Origin of the sequence: Halorubrum sp. ASP1, assembly GCF_005435135.1 — an archaeon.
In the GTDB taxonomy this organism is placed as follows: domain Archaea; phylum Halobacteriota; class Halobacteria; order Halobacteriales; family Haloferacaceae; genus Halorubrum; species Halorubrum tropicale.
On sequence record NZ_SGUA01000004.1, the window covers coordinates 187,307 to 204,527 of the forward strand.

18 protein-coding genes are annotated in these 17,221 nt (G+C 73.2%); 5 read left to right on the top strand and 13 right to left on the bottom strand.

Annotated features, from left to right (window positions below):
• Positions 1-3 precede the first annotated feature (3 nt).
• Positions 4-450, bottom strand: a complete 447-nt coding sequence (locus tag EXE48_RS07790) for a bis(5'-nucleosyl)-tetraphosphatase (protein WP_053772075.1) — start codon at positions 448-450, stop codon at positions 4-6.
• A 201-nt stretch (positions 451-651) separates the two neighbouring features.
• On the opposite strand from EXE48_RS07790, the gene EXE48_RS07795 reads away from it, so the two are divergent.
• Together EXE48_RS07795 and EXE48_RS07800 are read left to right on the top strand one after the other, a co-directional pair.
• The gene (locus EXE48_RS07795) at positions 652-990 is read left to right on the top strand and encodes a DUF7999 family protein (protein WP_137711157.1); all 339 of its coding nucleotides are present in this window, start codon (positions 652-654) and stop codon (positions 988-990) included.
• A 162-nt stretch (positions 991-1,152) separates the two neighbouring features.
• The gene (locus EXE48_RS07800) at positions 1,153-1,485 is read left to right on the top strand and encodes an uS10/mL48 family ribosomal protein (protein ID WP_053772077.1); all 333 of its coding nucleotides are present in this window, start codon (positions 1,153-1,155) and stop codon (positions 1,483-1,485) included.
• A gap of 86 nt (positions 1,486-1,571) precedes the next feature.
• Here EXE48_RS07800 and tgtA read toward each other — a convergent pair whose 3' ends face one another.
• The 9 genes from tgtA to EXE48_RS07845 form a co-directional block, all read right to left on the bottom strand.
• Positions 1,572-3,050 carry a tRNA guanosine(15) transglycosylase TgtA gene (tgtA, locus tag EXE48_RS07805; protein WP_121598912.1) on the bottom strand — a complete coding sequence of 493 codons (1,479 nt, stop codon included), beginning with the start codon at positions 3,048-3,050 and terminating at the stop codon, positions 1,572-1,574.
• 78 nt (positions 3,051-3,128) lie between these two features.
• Entirely contained in the window at positions 3,129-3,905 is a 777-nt protein-coding gene (locus EXE48_RS07810) for a Nif3-like dinuclear metal center hexameric protein (protein ID WP_137711158.1), read from the bottom strand.
• A 100-nt stretch (positions 3,906-4,005) separates the two neighbouring features.
• Complete coding sequence (gene hemA, locus EXE48_RS07815; RefSeq protein ID WP_053772080.1) at positions 4,006-5,346, bottom strand: glutamyl-tRNA reductase; 1,341 nt, start codon at positions 5,344-5,346, stop codon at positions 4,006-4,008.
• Positions 5,343-6,023, bottom strand: coding sequence for a precorrin-2 dehydrogenase/sirohydrochlorin ferrochelatase family protein (locus EXE48_RS07820; RefSeq protein WP_053772081.1), 681 nt, complete (start codon positions 6,021-6,023; stop codon positions 5,343-5,345). The genes hemA and EXE48_RS07820 overlap by 4 nt, the downstream gene beginning before the upstream one ends.
• Positions 6,020-7,105 (bottom strand): siroheme decarboxylase subunit beta, encoded by a 1,086-nt coding sequence (gene ahbB, locus EXE48_RS07825; RefSeq protein ID WP_137711159.1) that lies wholly within the window; start codon positions 7,103-7,105, stop codon positions 6,020-6,022. The genes EXE48_RS07820 and ahbB overlap by 4 nt, the downstream gene beginning before the upstream one ends.
• A gap of 56 nt (positions 7,106-7,161) precedes the next feature.
• On the bottom strand, positions 7,162-7,629 hold the full coding sequence (locus EXE48_RS07830; RefSeq protein WP_137711160.1) for a DUF7112 family protein: 468 nt from the start codon (positions 7,627-7,629) through the stop codon (positions 7,162-7,164).
• Between the two features lie 9 nt (positions 7,630-7,638).
• Entirely contained in the window at positions 7,639-8,037 is a 399-nt protein-coding gene (locus tag EXE48_RS07835; protein ID WP_121598916.1) for a 30S ribosomal protein S6e, read from the bottom strand.
• Positions 8,038-8,103: 66 nt separating this feature from the next.
• Positions 8,104-8,832, bottom strand: coding sequence for a lipoyl protein ligase domain-containing protein (locus EXE48_RS07840; protein ID WP_121598917.1), 729 nt, complete (start codon positions 8,830-8,832; stop codon positions 8,104-8,106).
• Between the two features lie 55 nt (positions 8,833-8,887).
• A complete protein-coding gene (locus tag EXE48_RS07845) occupies positions 8,888-9,526 on the bottom strand; it encodes an IS6 family transposase (protein ID WP_137710699.1) in 639 nt (212 codons plus the stop codon).
• 140 nt (positions 9,527-9,666) lie between these two features.
• Between EXE48_RS07845 and EXE48_RS07850 the strand changes: the two genes are divergently transcribed.
• The 3 genes from EXE48_RS07850 to EXE48_RS07860 all read left to right on the top strand — a co-directional run bounded on the left by EXE48_RS07850 (position 9,667) and on the right by EXE48_RS07860 (position 12,899).
• A complete protein-coding gene (locus tag EXE48_RS07850) occupies positions 9,667-11,346 on the top strand; it encodes a sensor histidine kinase (protein ID WP_053772086.1) in 1,680 nt (559 codons plus the stop codon).
• Complete coding sequence (locus tag EXE48_RS07855; RefSeq protein ID WP_053772087.1) at positions 11,343-12,326, top strand: DUF8155 domain-containing protein; 984 nt, start codon at positions 11,343-11,345, stop codon at positions 12,324-12,326. Before EXE48_RS07850 ends, EXE48_RS07855 begins: the two co-directional genes overlap by 4 nt.
• A gap of 75 nt (positions 12,327-12,401) precedes the next feature.
• Positions 12,402-12,899, top strand: a complete 498-nt coding sequence (locus tag EXE48_RS07860; protein ID WP_137711161.1) for a PaaI family thioesterase — start codon at positions 12,402-12,404, stop codon at positions 12,897-12,899.
• Here the strand turns inward: EXE48_RS07860 and EXE48_RS07865 are convergent.
• The 3 genes from EXE48_RS07865 to EXE48_RS07875 form a co-directional block, all read right to left on the bottom strand.
• Positions 12,869-14,896, bottom strand: a complete 2,028-nt coding sequence (locus EXE48_RS07865; RefSeq protein WP_053772089.1) for a molybdopterin biosynthesis protein — start codon at positions 14,894-14,896, stop codon at positions 12,869-12,871. The two genes, EXE48_RS07860 and EXE48_RS07865, sit on opposite strands and share 31 nt — an antisense overlap.
• Positions 14,893-16,152 carry a molybdopterin molybdotransferase MoeA gene (locus EXE48_RS07870; RefSeq protein ID WP_137711162.1) on the bottom strand — a complete coding sequence of 420 codons (1,260 nt, stop codon included), beginning with the start codon at positions 16,150-16,152 and terminating at the stop codon, positions 14,893-14,895. The genes EXE48_RS07865 and EXE48_RS07870 overlap by 4 nt, the downstream gene beginning before the upstream one ends.
• 124 nt (positions 16,153-16,276) lie before the next feature.
• Positions 16,277-17,221, bottom strand: coding sequence for a CehA/McbA family metallohydrolase (locus tag EXE48_RS07875; protein WP_053772091.1), 945 nt, complete (start codon positions 17,219-17,221; stop codon positions 16,277-16,279).

The window sequence follows — 17,221 nt, forward strand, 5'->3', positions numbered from 1 at the left end:
CGATCAGACGTACTTGCCGTCTTCCTCGTCTTTCCGCTCGTCGAGGTACTCGTGGGCCTCCTCTAGGATGTCGCGCGGGCCGTCCTGCGTGATCGTGTTGATCGCCTGGTCGTAGTCGCGCCACTGGAGGTCGCGGTGCTCCTTCGAGAGCTCCGCGCTCGCCTCGAACGAGCGGGCGATGAAGAGGTGGACCGTCTTGTGGATGGTCTCCCCGTTCGCCTCGAACACGTAGTCGTACTCCCTGCGGAACCCGTCGATCAGCCGGAAGTCTTCGATTCCGGCCTCCTCGCCGACTTCTCGTATCGCCGTCTGCTGGAGCTCCTCGTCCCCCTCGACCCCGCCTTTGGGGAACTCCCAGTCCCCCGGTCGGCTCTTCAGGAGCAGGTACTCCCGTTCGCCGCGGGTATCGCGGAAGAGGATGGCTCCGGCACTGGTCGCTTCGACCGTCATTGGCCGCAGGTAAGCGATCACCCCTAAAGAGCGTGTCGGACTTCCGAACGGTCGCGTCAGTGCGGACTGGAAGACGACACGGCGGGGTTCCGAGCATCGCCGGACGGTCGAAACGGCGCCACACCGCTCTCGGTACCGGTCAATAGCACTCGGTCGGTCTCATAGTTCGTTTTATGATTGCGTCGCACGTGGCCCGGAATAATGGGAGCGACTGCCGAGGTTCGGCGGCGGTGTCGACTCGCGACGGAACCGCACCGCGACAGGGGCGTGACGCTCCACGGCGTCGACGGCCGGACGTATCACGCCATCGACGCGACCGAGGACGCCCGCGACCGCTTGGCGGACCTACGCCTCGGGGACGCGGTCGAAGTCGTCCTCGAACCCGTCCGCTGTCGGGGCGACGGCTGGCGGATCACCCGGTTGCGCAGGGTCGACCGAGGGGACGGTCCGGCCGGCCATCTTCAGGGAACTGGTTCGACGCAGCGCCGACCGTCCGGCGAGCGGGACGACTCCGCGGGCCGGCTAAACGCGAACCCGTAACACGGGGTTCGAGCCCGAACGCGGCCGCGGCGCGCGGCGGTGTAGATACCGCGGGTGCGCTCGGCTCCAGCGACCGTCACATCCGGGGGGAAGTCGGGGCCCGGAATCGCGGGTAGATGCGTTTTTACCGCTCGGGCGGCCATTGGCGGACGACCCCCAGCCATGACCTTCGTCACGAAACTCGACTTCGCGTCCGGCGACCGCGACGTGCTCGTCGAGACCGTCCAAGAGCTCAAGGAGACCCTCGAACGCAAGGGCGCCGAGTGTAAGGGCCCGCACGCGAGCCCCTCCGAGACGGTCACCGTCCCGCTGTACAAGGACCTCGCGCCGGGCGACGAGTTCTCGCCGTGGCGCTACGACGTGTACCGCCGCTCGATGGAGATCCACGGCGCCGACGACATCGCACGCGACGTGGTCGGCCGCGACTTCCCGGACTCGATCCACGTCGAGGTCGAGGTCGACCAGAAGAAGCCGCTCGGACACCGACGCGACTGAGGCGGTCGGCGTCCGGAACGGGCGGGCGACGCGGTCACGGCTGCGCTTTTCGCCGCGACGACGCTCCCTCGCGAGCCGCCGGTCCGTCAGCCGAGCGTCCGCAGGTTCTCCGTTTCGACGCGGTCCGGGAGCCGTTCCAGCGCCGCGTCGCACCACGCGTCGTGGCCGAGCGTGAGCGCCGTCTCGGGGTTGGCGTCCGCGAGCGCGGCCACGCCCGCCGCGGCCGCGACCTGCGCCGCGTCGTCGGTCCGCTCGGGCACCTCGGCGGTGAGCGGGTACGTCTCCGAGAGCGCGGGCGGGTAGGGGCCGAACGGCGGCGTCACGCGCCACACCGCGTCGTAGGCGTGGTCGGAGGGCGCCTTCGACTCGGTGAGCAACAGGTCGTCCGGCGCCGTCAGCCGGCCGAGGCGGTCTCGGTGCCGTCGCACCTCGGGCCGGCGCGCCGCCTCGTGGGAGGTGTAGAAGAACGCGTCCTTCGAGCCGGGGTCGGTGCGCTCCAGCTCCTCGGCGCGGTCGAGCAGCGCGCGGTAGCCGTCGAGCATCGCCGGGTGGCCGCGGGCGCGGCGGTCGACCAGGTCGAGCAGGTTCCCGGACCGGATCGCCTCCTTCACCCGGCGCAGCTCCTCGAAGGTGACGTGGAGGTTGTGCTCGGCGAGCAGGCGCTCCGTCTCGCCGTCGCCGAAGCCGCGGAGGTCGGCCGGGGCGTGGTCCGCGCAGACGGGACACGAGCAGGGGAAGTAGTCGAGGTCCTCCAGGTGTTCCGTCCCCGACACCGTGAGGTAGCGGCCGTCGCGGGCCATCAGCGCGTAGGCGGCCGAGTCGAACAGGTCGCAGCCGGCCGCGACCGCGAGGGCCAACATCATGGGGTGGCCGGCGCCGAACAGGTGGACCGGGACGCCCGGGCCGAGGCCGCGCTTCGCCGCGCGGACCGCCTCGACGACCTCGGCGTAGCGGTACGAGTTCAGGAGGGGGACCATCGCGCCGACCGGGAACACGTCGAGGTCGGTCGCGGCCGCGTGCCGACCCGCCGCCTCGCGGAGGTCGGCGTACGTCGCGCCCTGGACCGGCGCGTTGACCAGCATCTCGCCCGTGTCGGCGTCCTCGGCGTCCGCGAGCGCCCGCTTCGTCGTCTCTAACTCCCGCTCCGCCCGCTCGCGGTCCGCGTCGGGCGGCGTCGGGACGTCGACGGGGGTCGCCACGTCGCTGCCGATCCGCCGCTGGAACTCGATTATCTCCGCGGTCGTCACGTCGATGTCGCCGTACTCGGCCAGCTGGAAGGAGCCGGAGTCGGTCATGATCGCGCCGTCGAACCCGAGGAACTCGTGGAGCCCCTCGTCGACCACGCGGTCGCGGATGCGGTCCGTGCTGCGGATGATGTAGGAGTTCGTGATAAGCATCTCCGCGCCGAACTCCTCGCGGAGCCGCTCGGGCTCGATCGTGAGCACGTTGGGGTTGACCACGGGCAGGAGCGCCGGCGTCTCAACCGTGACGTCGGCGCGCGGGACCTCCAGTCGGCCGATCCGGCCGGCCGCGTCGTGGTCCCGGATCTCGAAGTGATCGCGCATACCCCGACTGCGCGGACGCGAGCGGTAAGGGTTGCGTTCGGCGGCGAGCGCGCCGCCGGGAGCGCGGTCGCGCCCCCGTTACAGCCCGGTCGGGTGCGAGAGGTACGTCGTCTCGACGCCCCAGTCGTCGGTCAGCGACTGGAGCGCGCGGACGCCGAACGTCTCCGTGGCGTAGTGGCCGGCGAGGAACACCGTGACGCCCGCCTCCCGCGCGTCGTGGTAGACCTGCTGTTTCCCCTCGCCGGTGATCAGCGCGTCGGCGCCGGCGGCGACCGCCTCGTCGAGCCAGTCGACCCCGGAGCCGGTGACGACCGCGACCCGTTCGATCTCGTCGGGGCCGAAGTCGAGCACCCGCGTGGGCGACGACTCGCCCTCCGGCTGCCCCTCGAAGCCGTCGAGCGTCTCCCGGATCGCCGCCGCCGACCGCGGTTCCGCCGCCTCGCCGATCGTCCCGACCGTCACCGGCCCCATCTCGCCGAACGGGTCGCGGTCCGCGAGCCCCACCGCGTCCGCGACGCCGGCGGCGTTGCCCAGTTCCCGGTGGCCGTCGAGCGGGAGGTGCGAGACGTACAGTGCGATGTCGTGCTCGACTAAGGTCGCGATCCGGTCGTGGACCCGTCCGGTGACGCGCTCGATCCCGCCCCACGAGAGCCCGTGGTGGACGACGAGGGCGTCGGCGTCCGCGTCGGCGGCGGTCTCGATCGTCGCCCGCGCGGCGTCGACCGCGAACGCGACGCGCTCGATCTCGGCCTCCTCCGGCCCCACCTGGAGCCCGTTCGCGCTCGCGTCGACGTCGGCGTACGCGGCCGTGTCGAGTCGGTCGTCGAGTCGGTCGACGTACTCGGAGAGCCTCATACCGACCCGTGGACCGGCCGGGAAATAAAGCGCGGCGGTCCGCGGGGACCGGTCCGGGCGAAATCGCGAGCGGTCCGGGGCGCCGCAGCGGACGCGAGGATTAGTCGTCCAGCTCCTCGGCGACGGACTCCGGGATCGTGTCCGGGCCGCCGGCCCCCGCCTCGGTGAGGTCCGCCCCGTCCGGCCCCTCCGCCTGCGCGGTGAACTCGGGGTCGAACAGCTGGAGGGCGGTCCGGATCGTCTCCCAGTCGTCCTCGCCGGCGGCGTCCCGGAGCGACCGGGTGGGGGCGGCGAGCAGCTGCCCGACGAGCGCGTCCGCCAGGTCCTCGACCGTCTCGCGCTGCTCGTCGCTCAGGTCGCCCTGCGCCTCCAGCTTCGACATCGCGCGGTCGAGCTCGCGCGCCTTCACCCGGTCCGCGCCGGCGTACATCGCCGAGATGGCGTCGTCGGCGCGCTTGCGCTTGTACGCCTCCAGGATGCGGTCGAGCTCGTCGTCGATGATCGACTCGACCTTCCGGGCCTCCTCGGCGCGGCTCTCCCGAGTCCGCTGGGTGACGTCCTCGAGGTCGTCGATATCGTAGACGGTGACGCCCTCGCGGGCGCCGGCCGCGGGGTCGACGTCGCGGGGCTGCGCGATGTCGATACAGACGACGCGACCGGCGCCGTCGACGTACGACGGGTGGACGACGAGGTCGGGGCTCCCGGTCGCGGTGACGACGAGGTCGGCCTCGGGGATGATCGCGGGGAGGTCGGCGAGCGACACCGCCTCCGCCCGGGTGTCGACCTCCTCGACGACGAACTCCGCGTGGGGCACGGTGCGGTTCGCGACGACGATCTCGGAGACGGCGGTGTCGTCGAGGGTCCGGGCCGCGAGCGTCCCCATCTCGCCGGCGCCGACGACGACGGCCGTCCCGTCGGTGAGGTCGATCTCGCCCGCCGCCAGCCTGACGGCCGCGGAGCCGAGCGAGACGACGCCCTCGTTGATCTCGGTCTCCGTCCGCGCGCGCTCGCCGACGTGGAGCGCCTTCGTCACGGCGTCTTTGAGCACCGGTCCGATGCCGCCCGCCGACTTCGACTCCTCGTAGGCCTCGCGCAGCTGGCCGATGATCTGGTCCTCGCCGAGCACGAGCGACTCCAGTCCGGAGGCGACGCGCATCAGGTGTTCCAGGCTCTCCTCGTGGTCGAGGCGGCGGACCGCCCCGGCGCGCACGTCGGGGGCGAACGTCGACAGCGCCGTCGCCCCGTCGACGGTCCGGTCGGTGACGACGTACGCCTCCGAGCGGTTACACGTCTGTACCGCGAACGCCTCTTCGACTCCCTCGCGCGCGAGCAGGTCGGAGACGGTCGCGCGGACGCCGTCGCCGCCGGCGGCCTCGATCTCGTCGACGGTCGCGTCGGCGTGGGCGACGCTCACACCGGCGATCGCACCCGTCTCTCTCATCGGTCGAGTACCTCCTCGATCACGGTGTCGGCCTCTTGCCGTCCGTTGGATCTCCCCTTTTGTAAACCCTTCCAAACCCCCCGGGATCTGACAACGCGCCGGACCGCTTCCCGGCGTTTCGCGGGCGGGACGCCCGCCGCTTTCAGCTCCTCACGGATCTCGCCCGAGAGCGCCGCCATCGCGCCCGCCCCCTCGATCTCGGCCTCGATCCGCTCGCGCAGCGCCTTCGCGAGCGCGGGGCTCGTGCCCCCCGTCGAGAGCGCCACGGTCACGGGGTCGTCCTCCACCGTCGCGGGGACGACGACGCTCCCGGGGTCGCGGCCGCCCGACACGTCCGTTCGGTTGACGAGGAGCCCCCGGTCCAGCGCGGCCGACTCGACGGCGGCGTTGACCGCGGCGTCGTCGGTCGCGGCGACCGCGAGCGCCGGGGCGAGCCGGTCGATCCAGTCGGGCACCGCCTCCGGGTCCGGGGCGGCGCGTATCAGTTCGACGGCCGGCCCGTCCGCGGACTCCGAGTCGCGCCCGTCCGCGAGCGATCGCAACCGCTCGTCGAACTCGGGGCTGACGACGACGACTCGGGCCGCCTCGTCGAACCCCCGCGCCTTGCGCGCGCCGACGGCACCGCCGCCGAAGACGGCGACCGTCTCGCCCGCGAGGTCGTGGTAGAGCGGGGTCACGCCGTGTTGCTGTCCGCCCGGTCCGCGATGCGGATGCCGGTCTTCTTCAGGATGCGCGTCGAGAACAGCGTGTCCCAGTCGTCGGCGCCCACGTCCCAGTGGTCGGCCATCAGGTCGCGCACCTCCGCGATCCGGCGCTCGCTCTCCGCCTCCGTGCGGCCGTGCGTCATCGCGAAGAAGTTGTACTCCCAGACGCCGGCGTGGCGCGGGCGCTCGTAGCAGTGCGTGACGAAGTCGAGGTCCGCCACCGCGGGCCCGACCTCGTCTAAGACGTCTTCCGGCACGTTCCAGACCGTCATCCCGTTCTCGGTGTAGCCGAGCGCGTAGTGGTTCGGGATGACGCCGACGCGGCGCACCTTCCCCTCGCGCTCGAACCGCTTGATCGTCTCGATCACCCAGTCGACGTCGGCGCCAATCGCGGCCGCCACGTCGGCGTACGGCGTCTCGGTCACCGGGAGCCCGCCCTGGATCTCGACCACGAGGTCGCGCTCGTCGGGGGTGAGCGTCCCGCGGTCGCTCGGCGAGACCTCGGGGCCCAACTCCGAGAGGTCCACGTCGCCGTCGGGCACCGGCCCGTCGACGAGGAACTTCGCGCCGACGTGGAACTCCCGGAGCTTCGGGAGGTTGTACGTCTCCTGGCCCGTCGCGGACTCGATCTCCGCGAGCACCTCCTCGACGCGGTCGTGGCCGTCCTTGTCCGGGTCGGGGTGGTCCGCGACGCTCACCACGAACCACATGTTGAGGTGCGGGTGCTCCCGCTCGTAGTTGTGCGCGACCGCGGTGAACTCGTTCACCGTCTCCGCGATCTCGTCGTAGCGGTCCTCGGGCGCGTGCATGGCGACGAGCGACGCCGCCCCGCCGATCTCCTCGGCGTTGACGAGCGCGCCGAACCGCGATAAGATCCCCTCCGCGTCGAGTTCGCGGACGCGTTCGCAGAGCGCCGGCCCCGTGACCTCGACGCCGCGCTCCCTGAGCGCGGCCGCCGCCGCGTCGAAGGGGCGCTCCGCGACCGGGAAGCCGCCCTGGAACGCGTTGATGATCGCGCGGTCGAGCGCCGTCAGATCCGCGTCGACCTCCTGCATGGACCGATCTCGGATCCGAGCGAGAATAAGCGATTCGACCCGTCGCCGCGGCGGGCCTACCCGTCGAGGTCGCGGGCGATGTCCGCGAGCGATGACCGCGGCCCGCGGTTCGCGTCGTACAGGGTCCGCTCGCCCGGGATCCGCAGCCCGTACAGCTCGCCGGGCACCACCACGTCGAGGACGACGCTGTCCCCGGGCTCCCGACCGTTCGCGTCGAGCCACTCGACCAGGCGGTTCGTCCCCTCGCCGGCCTCGCGCGCGAGCCGTCGGTTGTCGTACGCGCCGCGCAGCAGCCGCCCGTTCGAGTCGGCCGCGACCCGCGCGTGGCGCTCCTCGCGGTCGATCGCGACGCGGATCACGTCCCCCGCGCCCACGCCGAGCGCGTCGCAGGCGCCGGACTCGACGCGCCCGCCGAGGGCGTCGTCGTCCGGGAGCCTGACGCAGGGGCGGCGAGTGCCGCCGCTGCGGGCGAGCGAGACGCGAATCGAGGAAACGTCCTCGCCGTCGGAGGGAACGCGAGGCATCGGGGCGCCTTACTCGTCGGCGTCGTCGTCGCCCTCGCCGAGCGCGGCGGCCACGTCGCCGTCGCCGTCGACGACGCTGGCGTTGATCTGCGCGATGTCGTCGTCGACCTCGCGGCCGCGGACGGTGATCCGCTTGCGCTCGCCCTCGCGGGACGGCTCGAAGCCGACGCCGCCCTCCAAGAGAAGCTCCTTCAGGCGGGTGCCGGAGACGTCCTCGCGCATCGGGCGTCCGGTCTCGTCGGAGCCGCCGGTGAGTTCGATGGTGTGTTCGGGGAGTCCGACCGCGTCGCCGCCGATCTCGTCGCCGAGTTCGCGACCGAGGAATCGGTTGGCGTCCTGTCCGTCGACCTCTCGCTGGAACGTCTCGCCGGTCTCGGGGTCGGCGACGACGACTTTGAATTCGGCCATGCGCGAACCCAGATGCCCGCGCATAAAAAGCACGTCGAAACGTCGGAACCGCGGGCCGCGGCGCGCTCAGGCGTCTGCCCCGTCGACGCGGACGATCTCGCGTGCGCCGTCCCCCCACGCGCCCTCGACGAACGCGGCCTCGACGGCGCGAGCGACGGCGTCGGGGTCGTCCGGGCCGCCCGCGTCCGCGACGCTCCCGACGGATGCGGGGTCGAACGGCACGTCGAGCGCGCCGTAGACGCGGTCGGTGGCCCGCGCGATCGGGTCGGGGTCCGCCGCGGAGACGACGAGGACGCCCGCGACGAGCGCCGCGTCGGCGCGCACGCGCTGGGCGAGCCCCGCGATCTTCCCCCCGTTGGCGGCGCCGGCGCCGTCGGCGACCCGAAGGGAGTGGTCGCCGGGGCAGAACGCGTTCGGCGGCTCCCCGCGGACCACGTCGGCGCCGAGGTCGCGGAGCGCGTCGCGGAGCGCCTCGGTCGCCGTCTCGTACCGCGCGTCGATCGACCCGCGGCCGTCCCCGGTCGGCACCGCGACGCCGAACGACAGCGTCGCCCCCGTGTACGCGACCGCGCGGCCGCCGACGTCGCGCTCGACCGGCGGGAACCCCGCCGCCTCGGCCGCCCGTTTCGCGGCCTCGAACCCGGGCTCGCGGGCGTCGCGCCGGCCGAACGCGACCTGTCGCGGCGGCGCGGTGACGCGGACCGCGGGGACGCCGTCCGCGGCCGACGCGAGCAGGGCGGCCGTCGGCTCCCGGTCCGCGGCCGGCGTCGCGAACTCCCCTCTGAAGACGCGCATAACGGACCGAACGGGGGCGGCGCACAAGCCCCTTGCGCCGGGCGAGACGCTCGCGTTAAGTTTGGCGTGAATTGTGGTAGACTGCGAAGGTTTCGAGCCAGTTTCGAGCTGTCTCTAGCGCGACATTGCTGAAACTATTCGCAAATGATGATGTTCGTCGTTCTATCTCCCAAAAGACACGTTCGATAGCATTCCGATTTCCATGTCGAATGATTTGAAATCGATACCCGTCTTCAGCAAGAACTGATCCAAGATAGTCTGCGTCATCGACGAGGAACTCGACGTTATTCAGCTGATAGCGCCGGTGTAGCTCGGTGAGAAACCATCGCGTTGTCTGTTTATTTGCGGTCGGATAGAGGCTCAAGTGAAGGATCTCGTTCGTCTGTGGATCAACCGCGGCGTACAGCCAGAACTTCTGGCCGTGGAGGCGGATCATCTTTTCGTCAACCGCGAGTTGATCCTCGGAGACGGTCGAGATCGGCTGTAGATCGGCCTTATGAACCCAGTTGTGGATCGCGACGTGACTTCGACTGATTCCAAACAGTTCAAGATGCTTACTTACCTCGCGCAGTGATATACCGGCCAAGTGACTGCGGATCCCTACTTCAATCGCCCAGCGTGGCGTTCGATCTCGCTCCACAAACGAAAAGTCGATCCACGTGATACGTTCGCTGAGGCGTTCGATTTCGGCCATAAGCACTCTGAAGTCGAGCGCCTCATCCTCTAACTTAACGCGACCGGCGAGACCGCGCGACGACGGCGAAGTCTCGGGCGGCGCGGGGGCGACCGCGTGACACAACAGTTTTGTCGGCCCTGGAAGTGGTACAGGTATCGATGAGCGATCTGGGCGCGCTTCCGGTCCAAGCGTACCTGACCGCCTGCCTGCTGGCGGGGGGCATCGGGCTCTGGCTCGGCCGGGTCGCGTGGCGGGAGCGCGACGAGCCCGGCGGGATCGAGGTCGCGCTCTACCTCCTGTGCGGCGGCGGCGCCTCGCTCCTGTACGCCCTCCGGGTCGCCGCGCCCGGCGAGGTCGCGATGAGGGTCGCGCTCAACCTGTCGACGCCGCTCATGGGCGCGCTCCCCGTGCTCTGGACTCTCTTCGCCCTGGCGTTCACCGGCCACGACCGCTGGCGGACGGAGAACCGGATCGTCGCGCTCGCGACCCCCGCGTTCGTCTGGGTTCTGCTCGCGTGGTCGAGCGCCACCCACGGCCTCGCCCGCCGCTCCGTGGCGCCGGTGACGGAGGGTCCGTTCACGCTGCTCGGCTACGGGCTCGGTCCCGCCGGGGGCCTGTTCGTCCTCCTCGCGTACGGGCTGTGCGTCGCCGGCGCGTTCCTCGTCGTCGACCTCTACGAACGGACGGGGAACCGGTACCGGCTCCAGACGTTCGTCGTCCTGCTCGGCACGCTGTTCCCGTTCCTGGCCGGCATCGCGACGTTCGTCGACGTGGGGAGCTACGCGAACCTCTCGTGGCTGCCGACGGCGTTCGTGATCCACGGCGTGTTCCTCTACGGGACCGTCTTCTGGCTCGGCACCCTCGACGCGGCGGTCGTCGCGCGCGACACCGCCGTCGAGGTGATGCAGGACCCCGTGATCGTCTCCGGCTCCGACGGGCGCATCCGCGACCTGAACCCCGCCGCCGAGGCGATCCTCCCGCCGGACGCGGTCGGGTCCTCGCTGTCGGAGGTGTTCCCGCGCCTGGAGGTCGGCGTCGAACACCCGATCGCCATCGACGGCCGGCAGTTCGACATCCAGGAGAACCCGATCACCGACCCCCGGGGGACCGACCGCGGCCACGTCTTCCTGCTGCGCGACGTGACCGCCCGCGAGGAGCGCCAGGCCGAGCTGGAGCGCCGAGAGGCCGAGCTCGAACGGCAGAACGAGCGCTTAGAGGAGTTCGCCGGCGTCGTCTCCCACGACCTGCGCAACCCGCTCGCCGCGGCGTCGGCGGGCGTCGAACTGGCCCGCCAGCGCGGCGACGACCCCGACGGCGCCTTGGAGCGGGCGGCGAACGCCCACGAGCGGATGGACGACATGATCGAGGGGCTGCTCGCGCTGGCGACTGCCGGCGAGACGGTCGACGAGCTCGACCGCGTCTCGCTCGACGGGACGGTGCGGCGCGTCTGGTCGCGGTTGGAGACCGCCGAGGCGACCCTGACCGTCGAGGGCGGCGACGCGACGGTGCTGGCGGACCGCGACCGCCTCGAACAGCTGGTCTCGAACCTGTTCCGCAACGCCGTCGACCACGCGGGCGAGGACGTCGCCGTCACCGTCTCGATCGAGGCCGACGGCGACCGGGTCGCGCTGGCGGTCGGCGACGACGGTCCCGGGGTCCCCGCGGCCGAGCGCGAGCGCGTCACCGAGCGCGGCGTGTCGCTCGGCGGCGGGACCGGCCTGGGGCTGGCCATCGTCGGCGACATCGTCGAGGCGCACGGGTGGTCGCTCTCGGTCGCCGAGTCCGACGCCGGCGGGGCGGAGTTCCTCGTCGAGGGGATGGAGGCGGCGGACGCGTGACCGGACCGCAGACCGAAGGAGCCGACCCGCCCGGGACGACCGTCGCGCTCCCCGGCGAGGTCGTCCGCCGGTACGAGAAGTTCTCGCGGTTCAACTCCCCGTACCCGGCCCACGACCGCGGCCGCGCCGTCGACCTCTATCCGGGCGACGGCGTCGGCCGCTCGCCGGTCGCCGGGGTCGTGAGTCACGTCCGTACCGTCGGCTGTCCGGACCGCCCGTACGCGGCCGCGGAGGACCACCTGATCGTCGTCGACCTCGACGAGGGGTGGTGCGCGCGGGCGGGCGTGCCCCCGGGAACCGTCGCGCGGATCCTCCACGTGATCCCCGAGGTGGAACCCGGAGACCGGGTCGCCGTCGGGGACGCGCTCGGCCCGACGACGCGCTCCGGCTTCTTCGGCCAGTGGGTCGACGACCACGTCCACCTCGGCTTCCGGGCCCCGGGCGCGGACCCCCTCCGGGCCAGCGGATCCCTCCCGGTCGCCGTCGACGCCCCGGTCGAGCCGGTCGCCTGGGACGGGACGGGCGCCGTCGTCGAGCGCGGGCCGACCCACGTCGTCCTCGACGGGCCGCGCCGCTCCGGGGCCGGGCCGGCGTTCGCCGCGCTCGCGAGCGACGAGGGCGTCCCGCTCGACGGCGGGCTGACGCACTACGCGGGCGGCGGAACGTTCGCGCACGCCCCGAGGCCGGCGGACGGCGCGGGCGGCGGCTCGCTCGGACCGGGCGACGCGGTGTCGCTGCTCGGCACGCGGATCGGTACCGCGGCCGACCACGAGGCGGCGGGCGGCGCGCCGCGCGTCGAGTGGGACGCCGTCGACGTCCTCGCGAACGGCGAGCGCGTCGTCGGACTGTCACTGTTCGCGTCGCGGACCGACCGGTTCGGCGTCAAGGTGGTCTGTCCGGACCGCGAGTTCGCCGTCGGCGAGCCGGTGACGGTCGAGGTCGTCCCGAGCGGCGACCCGATCCGCCTCGGCGTCGGGTGAGCGGCGGCGGGAATCGCCGGCCGGTTGTCTCGCGTTTCCGGGGGGTACAAGCCGGCCCGGCGTCTGCCCGGGAACATGGACCGCACGGACATCGCCGAGATGGACCCGCTGCCCGACGCGGCGATCGAGTTCGTCGAGCGGAAGTTGGAGGACGAGCACGGCTACCTCTCGTGGCTGAACACGTCGGTCGAGACGATCGAACGCGGCCGCGTCGTCCTCTCGGTCCCCTTCGACGACAAGCTCACCAACGCGGACGGGCGGACGATCCACGGCGGCGTGGCGGCGACGCTGATCGACACGGCCGGCGGCGTGGCTCAGCGCACGACGTTCGATGACCCGCTCGACGGCGGCGTGGCGACGGTGAACCTCAACGCGAACTACCTCCGCCCCGCGAACGGCGACCTCCGCGCGGAGGCCGAGGTGGTGCGGGCGGGCGGCTCGATCGGCGTCAGCGAGATGACGGTCACCACCGCCGGAAACGGGGGCGAGGCGGCCGCGGACGACGGCGCGAACGACGGGGACCGGTCGGAGGTCGTCGTCGGTCAGGGCTCGTTCCGGCTGTTCCGCGAGTAGCCCGGGCGGTCGGCCAGGATCGCGTCGAGGGCCGGCCCGGCCTCGTCGACGGCCGCGTCGTCGTCGGCGTCCGCGCCGTCTCCGGCGCCCGTGCCGAGCGCCGCCGCCAGCGCCGCGACCGGCTCGCGGTCCGCGCGGTCGGGGGCGGCCCGCACGGCGACCGACTGCTCGCCGAGCGAGACGAAGTCACAGCCGAGCCGCTCCGCCGTCTCGCGCAGGCCCAGCCCGGCGTCCGCGTCGCCGGCGACGACGGCGCGGACCGGGCTCTCGAACGCCTTCGCGGTCCGCTCGTAGCCGTCGATCCGCTCGGCGAGGTCGCGGCGGTCGGCGTCGCGGTCGTTCGCGAGGTCGTCGAGCGCCGCGTCGAGGCTGCGCCGGAGCCCCGAGACGGTCGGGCGGTTGCGGAGGCGGAGGTCGCGGTCGACGAGGTCCGCGAGCCCGCTCACGTCGTCCGGGTTGCCCTCGGGGACGACGAGCCCCCACTCGCGGGTCCAGCCGCCGAGGACCGCGGCGTCGACGTCGCGGTCGGTCGGGCCCGCGGTCACGGCCACGTCGGGGACGCCGTCCCGGAGCCGGCGGAGCCCCTCGCGAGAGCCGACGGCGAGGTACCGCGGGTTCGCGAGCCGGTCGAGCAGGCGGTTGAGCGCGGGGTCGTCCTCGCCGACGCCGAGCAGCGTCGGCGGGCGCACGTCGGGCGAGAACAGGTCGACCGAGACCGTCTCGCCGGCGTCGAGGTACTCCGTGTCGGGGTCGACCGCGACGACGCCGTCCGCCTCGACGAGGCTCGTCGTCGCCCCCGACCCCTTGTCGACCGGGTAGACGAGCGGGCGATTGCCGTCGTCCAGGTCGAGCAGGCCGACGGGCATCAGCCGCAGGCGCCCCTCGCCGTACCGCTCCCCGACGCCCATCCGGCCCTCGACGGTCGCGGTCGCGGGCTCGTCCCGCCCGGCCGCCTCGCGGATCGCGGGCGCGACGAACGTCCGGAAGATGGTGAGCGCCGAGACCGGGTACCCCGGGAGCCCGATGTACGCCGACTCGGCGCCCCGTGAGTCGTCCGCCCCGTCGGTGCGGTCGAGCCGCCCGACGAGCATCGGCTTGCCGGGCTTGACCGCGACGCCGTGGAGGAGGAGCTCGCCGCGCGCCTCGATCACGCGGTAGATGACGTCGACCGCGCTCGCGGAGGTCGACCCCGAGGAGAGCACCAGGTCGCACTCGTCGGCCGCGCGGCGGAGCAGCCGTTCCATCTCCGCGTAGTCGTCGCCGGCGTGCGGGTAGAGGACGGGCTCGCCGCCGGCCTCCTCGACGCCCGCCGCGATCGTCGTCGAGTTCACGTCGTATATCTCGCCGCGCTCGGGGTCGAGCTCCTCGCCCGGGCGGACGAGCTCGTCGCCGGTCGAGACGATGCCGACGCGCGGGCGCCCCTCGACCGGGACCTCGTCGACGCCGAGCGCCGACAGCAACCCGATCTCGCGGGGCGTCAGCCGCGTCCCGGGGCCGAGCGCGCGGGCGCCGGCGGCGATGTCGGTCCCCGCGGGCATCACGTGGTCGCCCGGCGCGACCGACGTGCGGACCGCGATTCGGGCGGAGCCGTCCCCGTCGCCGGCATCGTCCCCGCCGACCTCGTCCGTCCGCTCGACCATCACGACCGCGTCGGCGCCGTCGGGCATCACCGCGCCCGTGGATATCTCGGCGCAGGTCCCCGGTTCGACGGTCACGTCCGGCTCCGCGCCCGCGTGGACCGCGCCGACCAGGTCGAGCTCTGCCGGGTCGGCCTCATCGGCACCGAAGGTGTCGCGCGCCCGCACCGCGTACCCGTCCATCGAGGCGCGGTCGAACCCCGGCACGTCGACGGCGGCGTCGACGCGCTCGGCGAGGACGCGCCCGCGCGCCTCCCGCAGCGGGACCGTCTCCGGCGCGGGCGAGAGGTCGAGCGACGCGATCGCCTCGCGGGCGGCCTCGGGGGTCGCGAGGTCGCGGAACTCCTTGCGGTCGCTCATTCGGTCACCTCCCAGAGCTCGACGTCGACGGGCTCGCCGGCGTCGAGCCCCTCCCGCGGCTCGGGGACGACGACCCACCCCTCGGCGAGCGCGACGCTGGAGAGGATCCCCGAGCCGCTCGCGCGCGTCGGCGTCGCGGTCGGGAGAGCGTCGTCGCCGTCGCCGTCAGTCGCCTCGGCCTCGTCGGGCTCGGAGAGCGACACCCGCGCGAACGTCCGCACGCCGGGCTCGCTCGCGACCTTCTGGTCGAGCGTCGCGCGGCGCGTCGGGAACGGGTCGGCGTCGGTCCCGCCCGCCCGCTTCAGCGCGGGGCGGAGGAACTGCGCCGCGTTGACGATGCACGCGACCGGGTAGCCGGGCAGCGAGACGATCGGCGTCCCCTCGGCCGCCCCGAGGCAGACCGGGTGGCCCGGCTTCAGGGCGACGCCGTGGACGAGCACCTCGCCGAGGCCGTCGACGACCTCGGGGATCAGGTCCCGTTCGCCGACCGAGGAGCCGCCGGTGGTGACGACCACGTCGGCGTCGAGGTCGGCCGCGACCGCCTCGCGGAGCGCGTCCGGGTCGTCGGTGACCACGTCGCGGTACCGGGCCTCGCCGCCCCAGCGCTCGACGAGCCGGGAGACGGTGAGGCCGTTCGTCTCGATCACCTCGCCGGGGCCGGGGTCGGACTCGACGAGCTCCTCGCCGGTCGGGACGACGGCCACCTCGGGCGGCTCCCGGACCGTCACCTCGTCGAGGCCGACCGAGCGCAACAGGCCGAGGTCGGAGGGGCGCAGGACGTGGCCGGGCTCGTAGAGGCGCTGCCCGTCCGCGACGTCCTCGCCGGCCTCGCCGACGTTCTCGCCGGTCGCGACCGCGTCGAACACCTCGACCTCGTCGCCGACCGACTCGACCTGTTCGACCATCACCACCGCGTCCGCGCCCTCGGGGACCGCGCTGCCGGTGTGGACGCGCGCGGCTTCGCCGGGCGCGACGGCGTCGGCCTCGGCGGGCTTGGCCGCGAGGACCGCGGGCGAGCGGTCGCCGGCGCCGAAGGTGTCGCTCGCGCGGACCGCGTACCCGTCCATCGCGGCCCGGTCGTACCCCGGCACCGGCGCGGGCGCGTCGATCGGTTCGGCGACGACGCGGCCGTCCGCCGCTCCGACCGGGACCGACTCCGTCCGGTCGTGGGGCGTGACGGCGTCGAGCAGCGTCGCCCTCGCGTCCGCGACCCGGGTCCGCCGCTTGAACCCGGACTCGCGTCTGTCGTGGCTCATGGGATCACATTCGCGGCCGCGGGCAAAAACCCCGTTCTCCGCGGGCGCGGGCGCCGTCGTCTCCGGCCGCCGACCGCTTCGCGCCGCTCCGACGCTGTGCCGCTCCGTCGCTCCGCGCCGTCCGTCAGGCGAACCAGGAGAGGAGGCGCCGGGTGCGGTGGGCCGACTGGAGCGCGGCCACCTTCGCGGCGACGGCGCCGTCGACCGCGGTCCGCTTGGTGGCGCGCGCGCCCCGCGCGGCGCCGGTCCGCGCGTAGTAGGCCGACCGGCGCCCGGCCGCGCCGACGTAGTGTTTCGCCGCCATCCGGATCGGCGCGCGTCGCCCCTCGACCGTCGTCGTGCCGCGGCGGATCGCCGTCAGCACGTCGTCGGCGGTGACCTCGCGGACCGACTCGGCGCCCTCGATCGTCAGGTCGGTGTACGCCCGCCCGACGTACTGGAGGTGGTGCGCGTCGCTCGCGGCAACGCCGGGGTAGCCGTGCTCCGCCGCGAACCGCCGCGCGCGGCGGTTCCGGTACCCGGTGAACAGCCACGCGTTGAACACCTCGATGGCGTCGACCTCGGTGGCCGCCCCCGGTTCGGAGGTCGCCCCGCCGTTCGGCCTCGGTTGGGGAGCCTCCGACCCGGCCGCCTCGCCCGGCGCCTCGCCGGCCGGGTCGGGGGTCGCCGCCGCCTCGTCGGCCGGGCCGGGCGTCGGGATGTTGCGCTGGCGGACGCCGTGGCGCGAGCGCTGGAACGGGTGGGGGACGATCGCGACGCCGCCGCGGTCGCGGACCCAGCGGACCGTCTCGGCGTAGGGGCGCCCGCGGGGCGGCATCCGGTCGACGCCGACCGCGAGCAGGTGGCCGTGCGCGGTCGACACCTCCACGCCGGGGATCCCGATCAGCCCGTACTCGGGGGCGATCTCGGCCGCGCGCTTCGACTCCCGGATCACGTCGTGGTCGGTGACGACGACCGCGTCGAGGCCGATCTCGGCCGCGTGTTCTAAGATTAGCTCGACGGGCTCGTGGCCGTCGTAGCTCCCCTCCGAGTGGACGTGCGGGTCGATGCTGACGGTGACGCTGGACAC